The following is a 16816-nucleotide window of genomic DNA, read 5'->3' as shown; positions in this document are numbered from 1 at the left end:
CGCAACCCTTCTTGACTTCGACGTGGACGCGGGATCAGACTGAGGACCGTTCTGACGCTAATGCGCATTATCAAGATCAAAGGAGATCCGATGACGAACGGGAACGATAGCGCCGCAGGGTTCACCCGCCGAGGATTCCTCGGCGCGACCTTCGCGGCGGGCGCGCTGCTGGTCGCGGCGCAGAGCCCGATCCGCGCGAATGCGGCGGCGGGCGATGTAACCCTCAGCGCGGACGGGGTGAGCATCGTCGCGAGTCCCGGCGGTCGCGTCGCGATCAGGGACGGCTCCGGCGTCATCCGCATGCAGGGATCCAAGTTCCAGACCAAGGACACCGCGACCGGCATCCAGGTGTCCACGGGAGGCACCCCGACGCTCGTGACGCTGGCCGACGGCACCCCGGGGATCCGGATGGACTACGTGATGCCGAGCGCGGCGGGAGCGATCGCGGTCTACGGGCTCTTCTCGATCAGCACGCGGCACGTGCGCCTCGAATGGCACGCCTCGGGATCCGGGGTCTTCATCCCGGACGGATTCCTGTTCAGTCGCGCTGTCCTCTCCGCGACCGAGCCGGACGGCTATGTCGCCCTCACCGAGTGGAAGCGGGATTCCGGCGGAGGAATACCCTTCGAGGACGCCGTGGGTGTCGCGCACACCTCGGCCTGGGGCGCCCTGCACGGCCTGCTCATCCTCGATCGATCCCGCCAGTCCTGGACCAACGCCACCTGGGTGCACGCGCCCGGGGTGCTCCAGCCCGACGGCAGCGTCGTGAGCCGGGCCGATTTCTTCTTCAGCGACAAGCGCCCCTCGGCGGTCGCCTCGATCGGGACGGCGCAGGATCTCGGCATCGAGGTCTGGACGGATCGCCCGTTCGGACTGTGGGAATCCGCGGGACAGCAGATCACGATCTCCGCCCAGCTCGCGAACGGCGCCGCGGCGGATCGCGCGGTCGAGGTGGCGTGGTGGGCGCGCGACTTCAACGGGACCGTGCTGGCGAGCCAGACGGTCTCCGTCGTCGTCCCCGCCTCGGGAACGCTCGATCAGAGCTTCACCCTGACCGCGCCCGGATCCGGCTTCATCGTCACCGAAGTCGCCGCGGTCTCCGGTGGGATGGAAGCCTTCGCCCGCACCAATCTGGCCGCGATCCCGCCCCGCGATCATCCGGCGAGCGCGGACAGCATGTTCGGCATGGCGAACTACCCCTGGCTGCAGGTCCCCTCGGCGACCGCCGTGCTCGATCTCTGGCAGAAGATCGGCGTCGACAGGGTTCGGATCGCATACGACGGCGGGCCCGGTCTGCCGCCCTCCGCGTTCGATGCGCGCGGTATGACGCACAACATCGAGCTGCAGCCCTCGCTGACCGCGACCGCCGCCGAAGCCACGGCCTGGGCTGCCGCCAACACCACCACCGCGGTCGGCGCGGGCGCCGAGTACTTCGAGGTCGGCAACGAGCTGAACCGGCCCTTCAACACCGGCACCGCCGCACAGGCCTACGTGGACAAGGCACTGCGCCCCGTCCACGACCGCGTGGTGGCGACGGGGGCGTCGCTCAAGCTCCTGAACAACGGGCTCGCGGGCATGGATGAGCCGTGGGTGCAGAACTTCCACGCCGCCGGCGGATGGGACCTCATCGACGGCATCGCCTTCCACCCTGGTCGAGGCAACTTCACGCCCGACTACATCCCGCAGGATCCCGTGGACGCGGGTGCGAACGGCACGTACTGGAACTTCCTCGGCGGCCTCCGACGGCTCAAGGAGCTCGTCGCGCAGTACGGGTCGAAGGAGATCTGGATGACCGAGGCGTACGCCTGCACCAAGCCCAACGCGTGGTGGTACGACACCTACCGGCACGCTGCGGAGAACGTGTTCCTGAGCCTTGCGCTCGCGAAGGCCGAAGGCGTCCGCTGCGTGTGCTGGTACCAGTTCCATGACAGCGTGCTCGGCAATCCTCAGGTCGCGAATCCCGCGGACGCCGAGTACCACTACGGCCTGATGAACCGCGACACCAGCGCGAAGCCGTCCCTGCTCGCCTACGCGAACGCGGCCCGACTGCTCGACCGCGCGACGTTCGTCCGTTGGCTCACCTTCGCCGACGACGACAACAAGGGCCTGCTCTTCGACGCCCCGGACGGCGAATTCGCGGTGCTCTGGAACCGCGCGGACGGCTACATCCTGAACGCCGACCACGACCCGGCGGTGAGTACCTTCCCCGCGCCGGAGCTCTGGCTCGATCCCTGGCAGACCAAGACGACGCTGGTGGTCCCGGCCACGGGTGCCGGCGTCACGCAGATCGACTGCATCGGACAGGAGACGCCGGTCGCGGTCGCGTCAGGCACCGTGGCACTCACGCTAGACGGCGCGCCCCGCGTCTATCGTGGGCTCGACTGCAACGCAGCGCAGCTCGGGGTATGACCCGATCCGATCGACGGTGAACCGGAGACCACATGAGCACCACCTCGTTCGACCCCCTCGAACTCGAGCACGAGAAGCTCTACCTGCGCTTCGACCGCGGCGTCTTCGAGCTCTTCGAGTTCCCGCCGACGACCGATTTCCGATTCCGGACACCGGTGCGCTGGCTCGCCGTCCAGTTCGACGCGCGCCGTGCAGACAAGGGCCGGCTGAGGTTCGGCTTCGTGGAGTCGAGCGACGCGCCGCTCTTCGGGACCCAGCCGGTTCCGTTCGTGTTTACCCACACGCCCTCCCCCGTGCTGCCGCAGGCGGCGGAGGGCGTGTTCCGGGAGTACTTCACCCGTCTCGCCGAGCAGACGGGGCGGCGCATCGGCCGTTAGCCGCGGGGGTCTGAGAGCCTCCGCGGCAGGGCGCCGAGCCGACTCTCGCCTGCCGGGGACTACGGCCGGGTGAGCTCCTCGAGCACCTCGACGACGTGACGGTACGGCTGGCCGGTCGCGCGGCTCATGCCGAGCTCGCACGTGCGGTTCGCCGAGACGTAGGCGTCGAAGCCACCGCGGTCGACGGCGGCGGTCGCGACCTCGGCCGCCTCCACGGCGGTGGCGCTCGCGGTCAGCTCCGGATGCAGCATTCCACGGTCGCCCGCGAAGGCGCAGCAGCCCCAGCCCTCGGGCACGTACACGTCATCGGCGACAGCCGTGGCGAGTGCGCGCAGGGCGTCGTTCGCGCCGAGCTGCGTGGTCGAGCACGTCGGGTGCACCGCAACGGACCGGATGCGCTCCCGCACGGTCAGCTTCGGCAGGGCTTCCCGGGCGAGGAAGGTCGTCGCGTCCTCGATCCGCAGTGCGGCGTACTCGGGGCGCTCTGCGGCGGCCTTCGCGAGCATGACGTGCAGCCCCTCGGTGCACGATGCGGCATCGCAGACCACGGGCAGCGCGCCCTCCTGGCTCGCCCGCCACAGCGCAGGCAGGACGCGTTCGGTCATCGTGGCGTAGCCGTCGAGCTGGCCCTTGGACTTCCAGGGCGTGCCGCAGCAGAGCCCGCCGGCGTCCGGCGGCACGCTGTAGGAGATCCCGGCCCGCTCCAGCAGCAGCCGTACGGCCTCCCGGGAGCCCTCTCCGTGCACGCCGTCGGCGTCCTGCTCCGCGCCGAACATCGTCCCTATGCAGGATCCGAACAGCACGGCCTGCGCATCGACGGGGCTCTGGGGCTGCGGCGCGGGCGAGCCTCCGCCGGGGAGGCGCGCGTCGTACAGCGGCACGGTGTCGGCGCCGAGCACGGCGCGAGCGGCCTTGGTCAGGCCGGTCACGAGGGGCGCCGGCAGCGCCTGGGCGAGGTTCAATGCCAGGCCGCCACCGCGGGTGATCGCTCCCCACCCCTTCGCCGCGACGTTCCACACGCCCTGCTCGATCCGGCCGGCCTCCTCGGCGCGCAGGCGGCGCACGAGGTCGCCGGTGTTGATGTCGACCGGGCACGCGGCTCCGCACATGCCGTCGACGGCGCAGGTCTGCACGGCGTCGTAGTCGTAGTCCCGCGCGATCTCCGCGGCCACCTCGACCTCGCCTCTGTGCAGAGCGGCCGTCATGTCGCGGCGCAGCACGATGCGCTGCCGCGGGGTGAGCGTGACGTCCTTGCTGGGGCAGGTCGGCTCGCAGTAGCCGCACTCGACGCAGCGGTCGACCTCGCCCTCGACCGTCGGCACGATCTTGAGGTCGGCGAGGTACGAGCTCGCATCGTCCGACAGCACGACGCCGGGGTTGAGGATCCCGTCCGGGTCGATGAGCCCCTTGATCTCCCACATCATGTCGGTCAGCACGTCGCCGTACTGCCGCCGCACGAACGGGGCCATGATGCGCCCGGTGCCGTGTTCGGCCTTGAGCGTCCCGCCCTGCGCGAGCACCAGCTCGACGAGATCCTCGGTGAAGGCCTCGTAGCGGCGCAGCGCCTCGGGATCGTCGAAGCGCTCGTTGACGAGGAAGTGCACGTTGCCGTCCTTGGCGTGCCCGAAGATCACGCAGCCCTCGTAGTGATGCTTCTCGAACAGCGCCGTGAGCCCCTCGCACACGCCGAGCAGCCGCTCGACCGGCACCGCGATGTCCTCGAGCAGGGCCGTCGTGCCCGAGGGGCGGGCTCCCGCGACCGCGGTGTACAGCCCCTTGCGAACGGTCCAGAGTTCGCCGCGCTCGGCCGGATCCTCGGTCATGCGCGCCGGCGTCGTGAGCGGCAGGGACGCGACGTGCGCGAGCGCGACCCCCTTGCCCTCGGCGAGCGCATCCGCGTCTGCAGCGTGCACCTCGACGAGCAGAGCCGCGTGCCCCTGCACGTCGATCCCGGCGATCGCCTCCGGCACCGTACTGAGTCCCTGCGCGACCCGCAGCGAGGCCGCGTCCATGAGCTCGATCGTGGCGAGTCCGAGCGCGGTCAGGCCCGGTAGCGCCGCCATCGCGTCGGAGAGCGTGTCGAAGACGAGCAGCCCGGTCGAGATCGCGGGCTGGATCGGGATCGTGCGGAACCGCGCCTCCGCGACGAACGCGAGCGTCCCCTCGGATCCGATCACGAGGTGCTCCAGGATCCGCACCGGATCGTCGAAGTCGAGGAGGGAGTTGAGGCCGTATCCCATCGTGTTCTTCATCGAGAACTGGCGTGCGACCTCGGCGCTCAGACCGGGGTCGCCGCGCAAACGATCGCGCAGATGCTGCAGGCCCTGGGCGATCTCGGGCTCCCGATCCCGCAGCCGAGCCAGCGCGTCGGGCGCCGCGGTGTCGAGGATCGTGCCGCTGGGCAGCACCAGCAGCATCGACTCGATCGTGCGGTAGGAGTTCTCCACGATCCCGCACGCCATGCCGCTCGAATTGTCGGCGACCACGCCGCCGATCGTGCAGGCGATCTCACTCGCCGGATCCGGACCGAGCTTGCGTCCGAAACGGGCCAGCCGGGTGTTCACCTGGCGCACGGTGGCACCGGGCTGCGCGGTGACGGAGCTCCCGTCGGCGCTCACGCTGATGCCGCGGAACGCCGAGCGCGTGTCGACCATGACGTCCCCGGTCACACCCTGCCCGCTGAGGCTGGTGCCGCCCGAGCGGAACGTCAGGGTGCGACCCGCCGCACGCACGGCACCGAACACCCGCGCGACGGCCGCCGCGTCCTGGGGAACGAGCACCGCATCCGGCACGAGCAGATAGTGCGAGGCATCGTGCGCTCGGGCGAAGCGGTCGATCGTGCGCGAGGCGACCCGGACATCGGGACCGAGGGCGGCCTCGTCCAGTGGCGAAGTCAGGGTGGCGGGCATGCGGAACTCCTCGGCGGATCGGGGTGCCTCCAGTATCGTCCCGTGGCCGGGGCGGTGCAGGTCGGCGGCGATGACGAGTCAGGTCTGCGGGCGGTTCTGCTGTTAGTGCTGCTGTCAGTTCTGCAGGACGGATCCATGTATGAAGGACGGATCCGCCCGGATCTTCCTGCGGAGTGGCAAACGTCCTTCAGAATTCGTCTCGGGCGGGGCCCGTGGTCCGGGCCGCGAGCACCGATCAGGCGAGGATGCCCGGATCCGCCACACGGAACACGCCGTCCACGAGCACCGGCACGGTCGAGGACACGTCGGTCTGGGCGGCGAGCTCGACGTCCGCACCCTGTCCGTCGCCCCGCAGTTCGACGCCACTCGACGATGCCGTGAACAGGTGCCGGGTCGCCCGGGCAAGGCCGGTGTAGGCGGCGCAGGCCGCGGCGGCTTCGGGCGAGCACGCGTCGATGCCGAGCGCGCCGAGCGCATCGATGACGGCGCCCGCGGCGAGCAGGTCCTCGACGGAGAAGCGCACGGTCTCGTCGTCACGCACCTCGCCGCCCGCGACCACGGCGACCTTCACCCGGCGGCCGAGGGCGTGCTGGTGGTCGAGGATCCACTGCGCGACAGCGGAGCGGTTGCGCAGCGAGGCGGCGAGCACGGGGACGCCGAACGACGCGGCGGCCGCCGACAGTCGGGAGCCGTTGAACGAGGGCACCACGGCCCGGGTCGCGCCGAACGTCGCGACGTTCTCGGCCGTCAGGCTCGACGGCGACAGCGTCACGCCCGGTCCGCCGCGCGGTCCGGCAAGGCGGGCATCGCCGAAGCCGTGCTCGGCAGCGATCCGCTCGGCCTCGGCACGCTTGCCGGGGAACGGCTGCACCTCGAGCCCCTCGGTCACGGCCCGCTCCACGGTCGTCGTGAACGAGATCGCGTCGATCACGACGATGACGCCCGCACCCTGCGCGATCGAGCGCAAGCCCTCGCGCGCCCAGTCGAAGCGCACCTCGTAGTCCTGCTGCAGCGGATGGTCGGGGCTCATCGGGGATCTCACCCGGGAATGCTACCCGGCCGGGCCCGCCCACCCTCGCTCAGCGGGCGTTGTCGGAACGCAGCGGCGCGCTGCTCCAACTCGACGCCGAGCCGGTCAGCGCCGCGTCGAGGGATTCCTGCGCGTACCGCATGTTCTCGGCATAGCGCGGCTCCTGCAGGCGCTGCCACATCACATCCTCCGGCACGTCCTCGACCTGGGCGGTGATCCACCAGATGTTGCCGAACGGATCCTTCACGCGCCCGCCGCGCTGCCCGAAGGCGTTGTCGCCGAGCTCGGTCACGACCGTCGCGCCGCGGTCCACCGCCCGCGCGAACGCCGCGTCCGCGTCGGCCACCCAGACGCGCAGCAGGCTCGGCATCACCGGCCAATCCTGGCGCCGGTCGAACGCCAGCACCACGGTGTCCCCGATGCGAATCTCACCATGGCCGATCGAGCCGTCCGCGGTCTGCACCCGAGCGAGCTCCTCCCCTTCGAATGCACCCGCGATGAAGTCGAGCAGCGCACCCGTGTCGTCGGTCACCACCCAGGGCGCGACACTGGTGTAACCGGTCGGAGTAGCGGGGTCGATCATCGCCATGGGGGATCCTCTCGTCGTCATCGCGAGCCTAGAGGCGGCCTCCGACATCGGACCGGATAGCCTGTACTGCGCTGTTCCGCCGCCGCAGACCACCCGAGGAGGGCGATGTTCGACAGCCCGCTCTCCGCGTCCGCGTACGAGGTGCTCGGCGTCGTCGCCACGGTCGACGACGAGGAGCTGCGCCGCGCCTACCGGCTGCAGCTGCGCCGCACGCACCCCGACACCGGGGGCGATGCGACGGTGTTCGTCCAGGTGCAGCGCGCCTGGGAGCTCGTCGGCACACCCGGCCTCCGCGCCGCGTACGACCGCGGGCACGGATTCTCCGAAGACGAGGCTGCGTGGGATGGCTGGCGCGCGCAGACGGCGCGCACAGACACCCGCCCTCGCGCGAAGGCCTACGGCGAGGCGGGCGCAAGCCGGCGCCGTCACTACGTCGCGCAGGTGCGCGCGTGGGCCGGATCCGAGGTGCCGGATCCGTACGACCCCGCGTTCGTGCGCACGATCCCCCGCGAGCTGCGCCGGATCCTCGCCAACGCCCTCGCCGAGGAGCACACCGCCCGCTCCGTGGCCGACCTGGGCATGGGCTTCACCGCCTGGCACGACGTGGCGGTGCCCAGCGCTGGTGGGGGCGCGGCCGGTGGGGGCGCCTCGGCGTCCGCCGACACGCTTGACCACATCGTGCTCGGACCGTCGGGACTGTACGGCCTGATGTCCGCCGATCTCGGCGAGATCGCGCGCTTCCGCGGCGGCGAGGTCATCGGCTCCGGCGCCGGAGCCCGCGCCCCGATCACCGCGCTGGTGACGCAGGTCCGCACGGTCGCACGGTCCGCGCGGGTGCGCTTCGGCGGGGCGATCCTGGTGCTCCCCGACGACGACCTCGCCCAGGCGACCACGCCGCTCGGCGCGATCCGCGGCACGACCGTGGTGGTCGCGCGCCGCAGCACCCTCCGCACGCTGTTGCGATCCGGCGTGCCCGGATCCCGAACGCTCGGCGGCACCGAGCTGTTCGACGTGCGCACCCGGATCCAGCAGACCGTACGCTTCGCCTGAGCGCGGGGATCCGCTGCGTCGGCTGCTTCGGCTGCATCCGGGGGTCCCCTGGCTGTCGGCGCCCCCTCTGGCGGTCCGCGCCCCCTCTGGCGGACGCCCCTGCGAGGGCGCGCCGATGCTGCGAGGGGGCGCCGACGTGGCAGACCCCACGCGACCGAAGCCCCTCCCCCCGCCCCGGCCCGGCAACGCTCAGGAGTAGCCGCGGCGCAGCAGCATCCCCGCGGCGCGATCGAACTCCTCCGCCGTCGGGATCTCGAAGTCGAGGGCGTTCGCGTTGCGGGTGATCACGGCGAAGACTGCGGCGACGGCTGCCGCGTCCTCGAGCTCGGCCGCCGTGACCCCGGCATCGAAGGCGGCGCGGGCATCTGCCGGCGAGAGCGCATCCGGATCCTTCGTCATCCGCTCCAGGAAGACGAGGGCGGCGCGGAGCCGCTCGTCGATGGGAGCCGTGCGGAAGTCGGCGAGGGCCGCGTCGGCCACGGCGGGATCCATGCCGCGCACCGAGATCGCCCTGTGCGCGCCGACGCAGAACGGACAGGCGTTCCAGCTCGCGACCATCGCCGCCATCAGCTCTCGCTCCGAAACGGTCCATGTGCTCGGCGCGCGCATCGCCTTCTGCGTCCACCGTCCCAGCGCCGGTCCCGCGAAGCCGCGGTCGTAGAACGCGACCCTGGCGGCATCGGGCAGCCGGTAGCCCGCCATGCGGGAGATCGCGCGGATCAGCAGGCGGTGGGCCACGCTGTCGCCGTGCTCGACCTCAGCGAGTCTCATCCGCGGCCTCCTCGATCGCCCGGATCGCGGCATCCCAGCGCCGCAGTCCAGCACCGACGCCGGCCGCCATCACGACCTCGAATGCTCCTCTATCGGATCCGGCCTGCCGTTGCGCGGCCTCTACCTGCTCGTCGGTCACGCGATACGAGGCCTCCCCGGTCGTCCGGGCGAGCTCCGCATACGGCTCCGCCACTGCGGCATCGCCGCCGGCCCCGATGCTCATGGCGCCGGTCGTCGCGTGGGCGTCGACGCCGCCCGAAACGGCGGCCCGCAGATCCTCGGCGAGGACCCGGTGCTCGACATCCGCGGTCATGCCCCGAACCTACTCCGCAGCCCCGCTCCGCGCCTGCCCTCCGGGGGATCCGGCCATGCCCACCGACGCCCCCCTCATACGGTCCACGCCCCCTCCGGCGGACGCCTCTGCGAGGGGGCGCCGATGCTGGGAGGGGGCGCCGACGGGGCAAACGCCTCGCGAAAGTGGCAGCTCGCGGGGTAGGGCTCCGGCCGGAATGCGCCTACGTCTATTCCTCGCGGGCCCGGCGGGTGCCAGAGTCTCCTATGGGAGAGGATCGATCCGCCTGAAGGAGCTCCGCCATGGTCACCGCTCGTCTCGCGAGGCCGATCGCGCTCGCGGCCGCCCTGCTCGTGCTCGCCGGCTGTTCCGCGCAGCCCTCGACCGGTCCCACCTCGACGGGCGCCGGCACCCCCTCATCGACGGTGCCCACGGTCTCGACCTGTGTCGCCGACCCCTCGGCGGTCGTGGCGCGCACCGCCGATCTGCCGACCACGGCGCTTCCCGACGACCTGACCGCGACGATCGACAAGGCCGCACAGGCCGCGTTCGCCCAGACCTCGGCGAAGGGCGCGGTCGTGGCCGTGCAGTCGCCGAAGGGGCTGTTCCTCAAGGCCTACGGTGTGGCGGATCCTGCCACCGGCGCCCCGATGACGACCGACATCTACCAGCGCGTCGGATCCATCACGAAGCCGTTCACCGGGACCCTGACCCTGCAGCTCGCGGCCGAGGGCAAGCTGAGCCTCGACGACAAGATCTCGAAGTACGTGGACGGCGTGCCGCGCGGCGACGAGGTCACGATCCGCATGCTCGCGGACATGAGCAGCTCTGTGACGAGCTACACGAAGGACGAGGCCTGGCAGAAGACCTTCTTCTCCGAGCCCGACCGGGTGTGGAAGCCGGAGGAGCTGCTCAAGGCAGGCCTGAGCCTGAAGCCGCAGGACTTCGCGCCCGGAACCGCGTTCGACTACTCGAACACCAACACGATCCTGCTGGGCTTCGTGATCGAGAAGGTGACGGGCAAGAGCTATCAGGACGTACTGGCGGAGAAGATCCTCACTCCGCTCGGCCTCACGCACACGATCTTCCCGGCCGGATCCGCTGCGTTCCCGGATCCGCACGCGCAGGGATTCACCCTGCAGGGCGGGCACGGCACCCCGGAGGACCCGGCGAACACGACGAACTGGAACCCTTCCTGGGGCTGGACCGCCGGTGAGTTGATCTCGAGCCCGCAGGACCTGCTGAAATTCGGGCGGGCCGAGGCGACGGGTGCAGGTCTCGTGCCGGCCAAGTACCAGATCGAACGCCTCACGTCGTTCCGCGAGTTCAATGGGCCCGGCAACGGCGGGTACGGCATCGGCTGGGGCTGCCAGAACGGCTGGGTCGGCCACACCGGGGAGCTGCCCGGCTACAACACCGCGATGTTCTACAGCACCAAGGACGACACCACGATCATCACGATGGTCAACAGCGACATCCCCTCCGGCGATTGCCCCAGCGATGCGAGGACCCTGACCGACAACCCGACGGATCTGCCCTGCAGCTCCCCCGCGACCCGGATCTTCCAGTCCCTCGCGAAGGAGCTGGGCACCCCGTTCGCCCCGCAGAAGAAGTAGTCGCCGACGCGGTTCGGACCCGGCTCTCCGTCGACGCCCCCTCTGAGCATCGGCGCCCCCTCGCACGACCGCGACCACAGGGGGGCGCGGATGCTGCGAGGGGGCGTCGACGCCAGGCGCCGGCGGAATCAGCGCCCCGCCGGGGGCGTCGGCTCGCCGAGGGACAGCATGAGCCGGTTGGCCCAGTTGAAGAACGCCGCGCTCTGCACGACGTCGACCACGGCCTGATCGTCCAGGCCGGCGGCGCGCAGCGCCTCCACGTGCGCCACGCCGAAGCGGGACGGGGTCGCCGTCAGCGCTGCGGCCGCCTCGATGATCGCGGTCCAGCGTTCGTCCTGTTCGCCGTCGATGCCCTCGTCCAGCAGGCGCTGCACGTCGTCTCGACGGGACGGCGCCTGGATCGTCGCGAACCGGGAGTGCACCGAGGCGCAGAAGAGGCAGCCGTTCGTGCGCGAGGCCGCGGCCGCGGAGATCTCCCGCTCGGCCCGGCCGAGACCAGCGTCGGTGTTGTAGAAGATGTCGTTGTCGGCACGAGTGCGCGCTCCCAGCACGACGGGATCGCGCACGAGCAGGCGGAAGTACGGGCTCGCGGCGCGGGAGCGCTCGACCAGGGCGGTGTAGTCGTCCTCGGTGAGCTCGTTCTCGGGCTTCGGCTCGAGCCACGGCACCCAGCCGAGCTCGTCCTGCGTGAAGACGTGCGGCGGTGTCAGCTCGGGGTGACGCAGTACCTGCTCGGACATGGTCAGATCGCCTCCTTGAGGACGCCGAGTCCCGCGATCACGCGGAGCTGGAACTGGGTGAACGAGACGAGCTGCGACACCGTGACGACGCCGTCCGTGCTCCAGCCGGCGTCGAGCAGTGCCTGCAGCGCGTCCGGGCTCGCATCGCGCGGGCGGTAGGTCAGCAGATGCGCGTGCTCGAGGGCCGCGGCGAGCCGCTCCCCCGCGGCGCCGCGCAGGGCGTCCGGCGCGGTCCAGTGCGGACCGTCCTCGTCCTCTGCGCTCAACGGCCCCTCCGGATACGCCCCGTACGGACCGGTGGTCAGCGCGCCGGACAGCGCCGCGTCGATCGCCGCGCGCAGACCGGGATCGGCGGCGTCGAGCAGCACCCGGTAGTGGCCGGCCAGGCCGTCCGCGCGGCTGAGGGCGGCCACCCAGTACCCGAGGGCGGTGCGCTCCACCGCGGTCGCCCGGGTGAGGTCGGTGGGATGCGTGATGAGACCGTCGTAGGTCGCCTGCGCATCGCTGCGTGCGACGGGCCGCTTGGCGCGCAGCGCGTCGAGCGCACTGCCCGGGGCGATGCCGACGAGAGCGTCGATGAGATCAGACATGGGTCTCCTCTGCGAGGTGCGGGGCGAAGGGAGCGGATCCGGCCCGGCTCCAGCCGAGCGCCGGGGCGACCCGCGTGGCGATGAGTTCGAGCGAGCGCAGCAGCACGTCGTGCGGCGGATCGACGGGATGCGTCTGGAACACGATGTCCGTGGCCGAGGTGAGCACGTGGTCCTGCGAGAGCTCGTCGACGATCTGCTCCGGGGTGCCGACGTGCAGGTCGAACAGGATCCGCAGTTCCTCGTCGCCGGCGCCCTCCGGCACCGAGATGCCCAGCGCGCGGGCCGAGGGCAGCGAGCGCTCGATGCCGCGCCGGATCAGCCGCGCGGCGTCCGCCGCATCGTCGACCACGACGAGGCCGCGTGACACGAAGGTGCGCGGCGTGACGTCGGCCGGCAGAGCCGCCTCATATGCGTCGATGACGAGGCGCTGCGTGTCGGCGAGCGCCGTGACACCGGATCCGGCCGTATGCGGCTGCGACTTGGACAGCATGAGCCCGGATCCGGCCGCTCCGATCCGAGAGGCGCCCTCGGGCGAGAACGTGGCCTGCCAGAGGGTGTCGAGCAGCTGCGGAGCCGGCGGGTGGAGGCGGCCGCCGTCGGCGGTGAGCTCGTCGCCGCGGAGGGCGGATCGGAGCCTCGTCAGGTGCCGGGCGTAGATCGCGCCGCGCTCTTTGGGGTCGTGGCCGAACGGCGGGAACGAACTCGGCGTGCCACCGCTGCCGACACCCAGCTCGAAGCGGCCTCCGCTCAGCAGCGACAGCACCGCGGCGTCCTCCGCCACGCGCAGCGGCTCCTCGAGCGGGAGGGTCACGATGCTCGTGCCGAGCACGATGTCACTGGTCTGCGCGGCGGCGTGCGCGAGGAAGACCAGCGGCGAGGGAAGCCCTCCCTCGTCCTCGTGGAAGTGGTGCTGCGCCACCCAGGCGGAGTCGAAGCCGAGGCGCTCGGCGGTGCGGATCTGTTCGAGTGCGAGTCGGTAGCGCTCGGCGGGCGGTGCGTCGTCGAGCACTCGGGTGAAGAATCCGAGTCGGGGGTTTCCTGCGGTCATGAGCCGCTCCTTCCGAGGTAGGCCTCTTGAATGCGGGGGTCGTGCAGAAGCTCCTGCGCCGACCCGACGGCGACGATCTCGCCCGTCGCCAGGACGTAGCCGCGGGAGGCGATGGACAGGGCGAGTTCGGCCTGCTGCTCGACGAGCAGCACGGCCACGCCGAGCTCGCGGTTGAGCCGCGCGATCTCGTCGAGCACCTGGTCGACGAGCTTGGGCGAGAGCCCCATCGTGGGCTCGTCCATGCAGATCAGCCGGGGACGGCTCATCAGCGCCCTGGCGAATGCGAGCATCTGCTGCTCGCCGCCGGAGAGCGTGCCGGCCTCCTGCCGCCGACGCTCGGCGAGGCGCGGGAAGTGCTCGCGCATCCGCTCGATATCCTCGGCGATCCCGGCCCGATCTCGGCGCGTGTACGCCCCGGCATAGAGGTTCTCATCGACGGTCATCTGCGGGAACACCCGGCGGGCCTCTGGAACACTGGCGATCCCGGCCCGCACCCGGCGGGCCGTGGAGCGGTGCGTGATGTCGTCACCTGCGAACGCGATACGTCCCGCTTTGACCCTGTTCAACCCCAGGATCGACTTCATCGTGGTCGACTTGCCCGAGGCGTTGCCGCCCAGGAGCGAGACGATCTCGCCCTCACCGACCTCGATCGACACCCCGCGCAAGGCGTGGAACGGACCGTAGAAGACGTCCACCGCGTCCAGAGTCAGCAGCGCTGTCATGCGGATCCCTCCTCCGCGGCGTCGGCCCCGGTCGACCCGGTCTCCCGCCGTCGCCCGAGATACGCCTCGATCACGGCGGGGTCGTTGCGGACCGTCTGCGGATCCCCCTCCGCGATGATCCGGCCGCCGTCCATGACGATCACCCGGTCGGAGACGGTCATCACGAGGTCGAGCTTGTGCTCCACCAGGAGGATCGCCTGCCCCGCGGCCTTCACCTCGAGCAACTGGGCGAGCACCTCGGCGGTCTCGGACTGGTTCATGCCCGCGGTCGGCTCGTCCAGCACGAGGAGCTTCGGCTGCAGTGCGAGCGCGCGTGCGATCTCGGTGCGCCGCCGGTTCGCGTAGCTCAGCGTGTACGCCGGATCGTTGCGCCGCGGCCCGAGCCGCGCCTCGAACCGGTCGACCTCGAGGTCGATGACCGCGTCGATCTCCGTGCGCTCCCGGCGCGCGGCGGGGGTGCCGAAGATCGCGACGAACAGCTCGGCGAGCAGCGGGATCCAGCGCAGCAGGAACACGTGCGAGAGCCGGCGGAACGGTCGGTGCGCATGCAGCTGCGAGTGGATCCCGACCTCGATGTTGTCGGCGACCGAGAGCGTGGCGAACACCCGGCCGTTCTGGAACGTGCGCGCGATCCCGTGCTCGGCGATGTCGACCGTGCCGGCATGGTCGATGCGGGTGCCATCCAGCACGATCGTCCCTCCGTGCGTCGGGATCGTGCCGGTCACGAGGTTGAGCGTGGTGGTCTTGCCCGATCCGTTGGGTCCGATGATCGAGACGACCTCGTGCGGCTGCACCTGGAACGTGACGCCGTCGACGGCGCGGACGCCCTCGAAATGGCGCTCCAGGTCCTTCACGGCGAGCAGAGCGGTCATGAGTTCCTCACCAGGACGCCGCCGGGCCGGAAGCGCACGACGAGGATGAGCACGAGGCCGTAGACGATGATCCGCCATTCGGGGGTGAAGCGCAGCAGCTCCATCGCGCCGATCAGCACGATCGAGCCCACGACCGCTCCGTAGGGCAGGCCGACACCGCCGAGGATCACGATCGTGACCACGAGCAGCGACATCAGCATGGTGAACATCGTGGTGTCTATGTAGGTGTACTGATGCGCGAGCAGGGAACCGCCGATGCCGGCGAAGAACGCGGAGATCGCGAACGCGAGCGCCTTGTAGTCGCGCACTCGCACGCCGGAGGCCAGCGCGGCGACCTCGTCGGATCCGACGGAGGAGATCACCTTGCCGAGATGCGAGCCGCGGATCCGCCACATCACGAGGAGCGTGAGCACCAGCACCACGAAGTCGATCAGGTAGTAGGCGAGCGGAGTGTTCAGCTCGATGCCGGCGATCGACGGCACGGGGATCCCGTACACGCCCTGCGGCACGAGCAGCTGGATCACGGCCACGATCGCGATGCCGAGTCCGAGCGTGGCGATCGAGATGTAGTGCCCCTTCACCCCCCAGATCGGCGAGGCGAGGATCGAGGCGATCACGGCGGCGCCGATGCCCGCGATCGGCAGCGCGATCCAGAAGGACAGGTGCAGGTGCACGCTCAGCAGTGCCGACAGGTAGGCGCCGATCGCGATGGGCCCTGCCTGACCGAGCGCCAGCACGCCCGCCTGCCCTGCGGTGACGGTGAAGCCCGCGGCGATGATCGCATAGACGAGCACCTGAGTGCCCGTCGTGAGTACGTAGGTGTCGGCGAGGATCGGCACGAGCACACCGAGCACGACGAAGGCGGCGGCCCACACCCACCGCGGTATGCGCAGCGGACGCCCCCTGCCGAGGAACGTGCCGGTGAGCGGCTCGGTGGAGATCAGCGGCACCTTGCCCAGCAGGCCCCCGGGCCGCACGATGAGCACCGCCAGGAGCACGACGAAGACGATGATCTGCCGGGCGGCGTCGCCGAGCCAGTAGATCCCGAACGCCTCCAGGATCCCCAGCAGGAATCCGCCGACGACCGCCCCGACCAGCGAACCGAGCCCGCCGAGCGCGGCCGCGACGAACGCCGTCATCCCGATGTTCAGGCCGGAGACCGGATTCACCACTCCGATGTAGAGCGAGAAGAAGATGCCGGCGAGACCGCCGAGGCCGGATGCGATCACGAACGAGATGTTCTGCACCGAGCCCACCGGAATGCCCATCTGCAGGGCGGCTTCCTGATCCTGCGCGGTGGCGCGGATCGCGCGCCCCGTGCGGCCGTACTTGAGGAACAGCGACATCGCGATCATGACGACGGCCGTGACACCCAGCATCACCAGATCCGAGGTGCCGAACCGCATGTTCCCGAGGTGCAGGTTCGAGGTGGGCAGCACCTGCGGGAAGGACCGGAACTGCGCGGAGAACGCGAGCTGGGATCCGTTGTCCAGGATCTGGGCGACCGCATAGGTGGAGAGCATCGCGGCGAGCGGCAGGAACTTGGCGAGCGGACGGACGACCGCGATATTGATCACGAGGCCCAGCACCGCGCAGATGGCGAGCACGAGCGGGAGCGCGATCCAGAACGGCTGCTGCAGCTGCACGACGAAGAACCACGCCAACATCGCGCCGAGTCCGAAGAACGAGAATTGCGCGAAGTTGACGACGTTCATGACGCCGAAGACGAGCGAGATGCCGACCGCTCCGAGGGCGTAGACGTTCCCTCGGAGCAGGCCGGCGATCAGAGTGTCGAGCATGG

The 16816-nt window shown here is 70.7% G+C and carries 15 protein-coding genes; 4 read left to right on the top strand and 11 right to left on the bottom strand.

From position 1 onward, the window contains the following. The first annotated feature begins 90 nt into the window (after positions 1-90). Both AC1DG4_RS01290 and AC1DG4_RS01285 read left to right on the top strand, forming a co-directional pair. A complete protein-coding gene (locus tag AC1DG4_RS01290) occupies positions 91-2409 on the top strand; it encodes a hypothetical protein (protein ID WP_477377641.1) in 2319 nt (772 codons plus the stop codon). Positions 2410-2441: 32 nt separating this feature from the next. Then, a complete protein-coding gene (locus AC1DG4_RS01285; protein ID WP_477377643.1) occupies positions 2442-2786 on the top strand; it encodes a hypothetical protein in 345 nt (114 codons plus the stop codon). Positions 2787-2845: 59 nt separating this feature from the next. Here AC1DG4_RS01285 and AC1DG4_RS01280 read toward each other — a convergent pair whose 3' ends face one another. The 3 genes from AC1DG4_RS01280 to AC1DG4_RS01270 form a co-directional block, all read right to left on the bottom strand. Beyond that, complete coding sequence (locus AC1DG4_RS01280; RefSeq protein ID WP_477377645.1) at positions 2846-5695, bottom strand: FAD-binding and (Fe-S)-binding domain-containing protein; 2850 nt, start codon at positions 5693-5695, stop codon at positions 2846-2848. A gap of 235 nt (positions 5696-5930) precedes the next feature. Beyond that, positions 5931-6737 (bottom strand): 2-phosphosulfolactate phosphatase, encoded by an 807-nt coding sequence (locus tag AC1DG4_RS01275; protein ID WP_477377647.1) that lies wholly within the window; start codon positions 6735-6737, stop codon positions 5931-5933. A 37-nt stretch (positions 6738-6774) separates the two neighbouring features. Next, positions 6775-7314 carry a VOC family protein gene (locus AC1DG4_RS01270; RefSeq protein ID WP_477377649.1) on the bottom strand — a complete coding sequence of 180 codons (540 nt, stop codon included), beginning with the start codon at positions 7312-7314 and terminating at the stop codon, positions 6775-6777. Positions 7315-7419: 105 nt separating this feature from the next. On the opposite strand from AC1DG4_RS01270, the gene AC1DG4_RS01265 reads away from it, so the two are divergent. Then, positions 7420-8364, top strand: coding sequence for a J domain-containing protein (locus AC1DG4_RS01265; protein ID WP_477377651.1), 945 nt, complete (start codon positions 7420-7422; stop codon positions 8362-8364). 189 nt (positions 8365-8553) lie between these two features. On the opposite strand, the gene AC1DG4_RS01260 is transcribed toward AC1DG4_RS01265, so the two are convergent. Both AC1DG4_RS01260 and AC1DG4_RS01255 read right to left on the bottom strand, forming a co-directional pair. Continuing rightward, positions 8554-9135: a carboxymuconolactone decarboxylase family protein gene (locus AC1DG4_RS01260; RefSeq protein ID WP_477377653.1), complete on the bottom strand. Its 582-nt coding sequence runs from the start codon at positions 9133-9135 to the stop codon at positions 8554-8556. Then, a complete protein-coding gene (locus tag AC1DG4_RS01255; RefSeq protein ID WP_477377655.1) occupies positions 9122-9448 on the bottom strand; it encodes a hypothetical protein in 327 nt (108 codons plus the stop codon). The genes AC1DG4_RS01260 and AC1DG4_RS01255 overlap by 14 nt, the downstream gene beginning before the upstream one ends. 281 nt (positions 9449-9729) lie before the next feature. On the opposite strand from AC1DG4_RS01255, the gene AC1DG4_RS01250 reads away from it, so the two are divergent. After that, positions 9730-11043: a serine hydrolase domain-containing protein gene (locus AC1DG4_RS01250; RefSeq protein WP_477377657.1), complete on the top strand. Its 1314-nt coding sequence runs from the start codon at positions 9730-9732 to the stop codon at positions 11041-11043. A 128-nt stretch (positions 11044-11171) separates the two neighbouring features. On the opposite strand, the gene AC1DG4_RS01245 is transcribed toward AC1DG4_RS01250, so the two are convergent. The 6 genes from AC1DG4_RS01245 to AC1DG4_RS01220 are packed head-to-tail and all read right to left on the bottom strand — an operon-like array spanning position 11172 to position 16814. Then, the gene (locus AC1DG4_RS01245; protein WP_477377659.1) at positions 11172-11783 is read right to left on the bottom strand and encodes an alkylhydroperoxidase domain protein; all 612 of its coding nucleotides are present in this window, start codon (positions 11781-11783) and stop codon (positions 11172-11174) included. Positions 11784-11785: 2 nt separating this feature from the next. Next, the gene (locus AC1DG4_RS01240; protein ID WP_477377661.1) at positions 11786-12373 is read right to left on the bottom strand and encodes a CMD domain protein; all 588 of its coding nucleotides are present in this window, start codon (positions 12371-12373) and stop codon (positions 11786-11788) included. After that, entirely contained in the window at positions 12366-13421 is a 1056-nt protein-coding gene (locus tag AC1DG4_RS01235; RefSeq protein WP_477377663.1) for a putative FMN-dependent luciferase-like monooxygenase, read from the bottom strand. Before AC1DG4_RS01235 ends, AC1DG4_RS01240 begins: the two co-directional genes overlap by 8 nt. Then, positions 13418-14143 carry an ABC transporter ATP-binding protein gene (locus AC1DG4_RS01230; protein WP_477377665.1) on the bottom strand — a complete coding sequence of 242 codons (726 nt, stop codon included), beginning with the start codon at positions 14141-14143 and terminating at the stop codon, positions 13418-13420. The genes AC1DG4_RS01235 and AC1DG4_RS01230 overlap by 4 nt, the downstream gene beginning before the upstream one ends. Further along, on the bottom strand, positions 14140-15015 hold the full coding sequence (locus tag AC1DG4_RS01225) for an ABC transporter ATP-binding protein (protein WP_477377667.1): 876 nt from the start codon (positions 15013-15015) through the stop codon (positions 14140-14142). The genes AC1DG4_RS01230 and AC1DG4_RS01225 overlap by 4 nt, the downstream gene beginning before the upstream one ends. Further along, positions 15012-16814, bottom strand: a complete 1803-nt coding sequence (locus AC1DG4_RS01220; protein WP_477377669.1) for an ABC transporter permease — start codon at positions 16812-16814, stop codon at positions 15012-15014. The genes AC1DG4_RS01225 and AC1DG4_RS01220 overlap by 4 nt, the downstream gene beginning before the upstream one ends. Positions 16815-16816 lie beyond the last annotated feature (2 nt).

The organism is Microbacterium sp. 05N427 (assembly GCF_056397105.1).
Note: the sequence above shows the minus strand (reverse complement) of the source record. Positions and strands in the feature narration are given on the sequence as shown.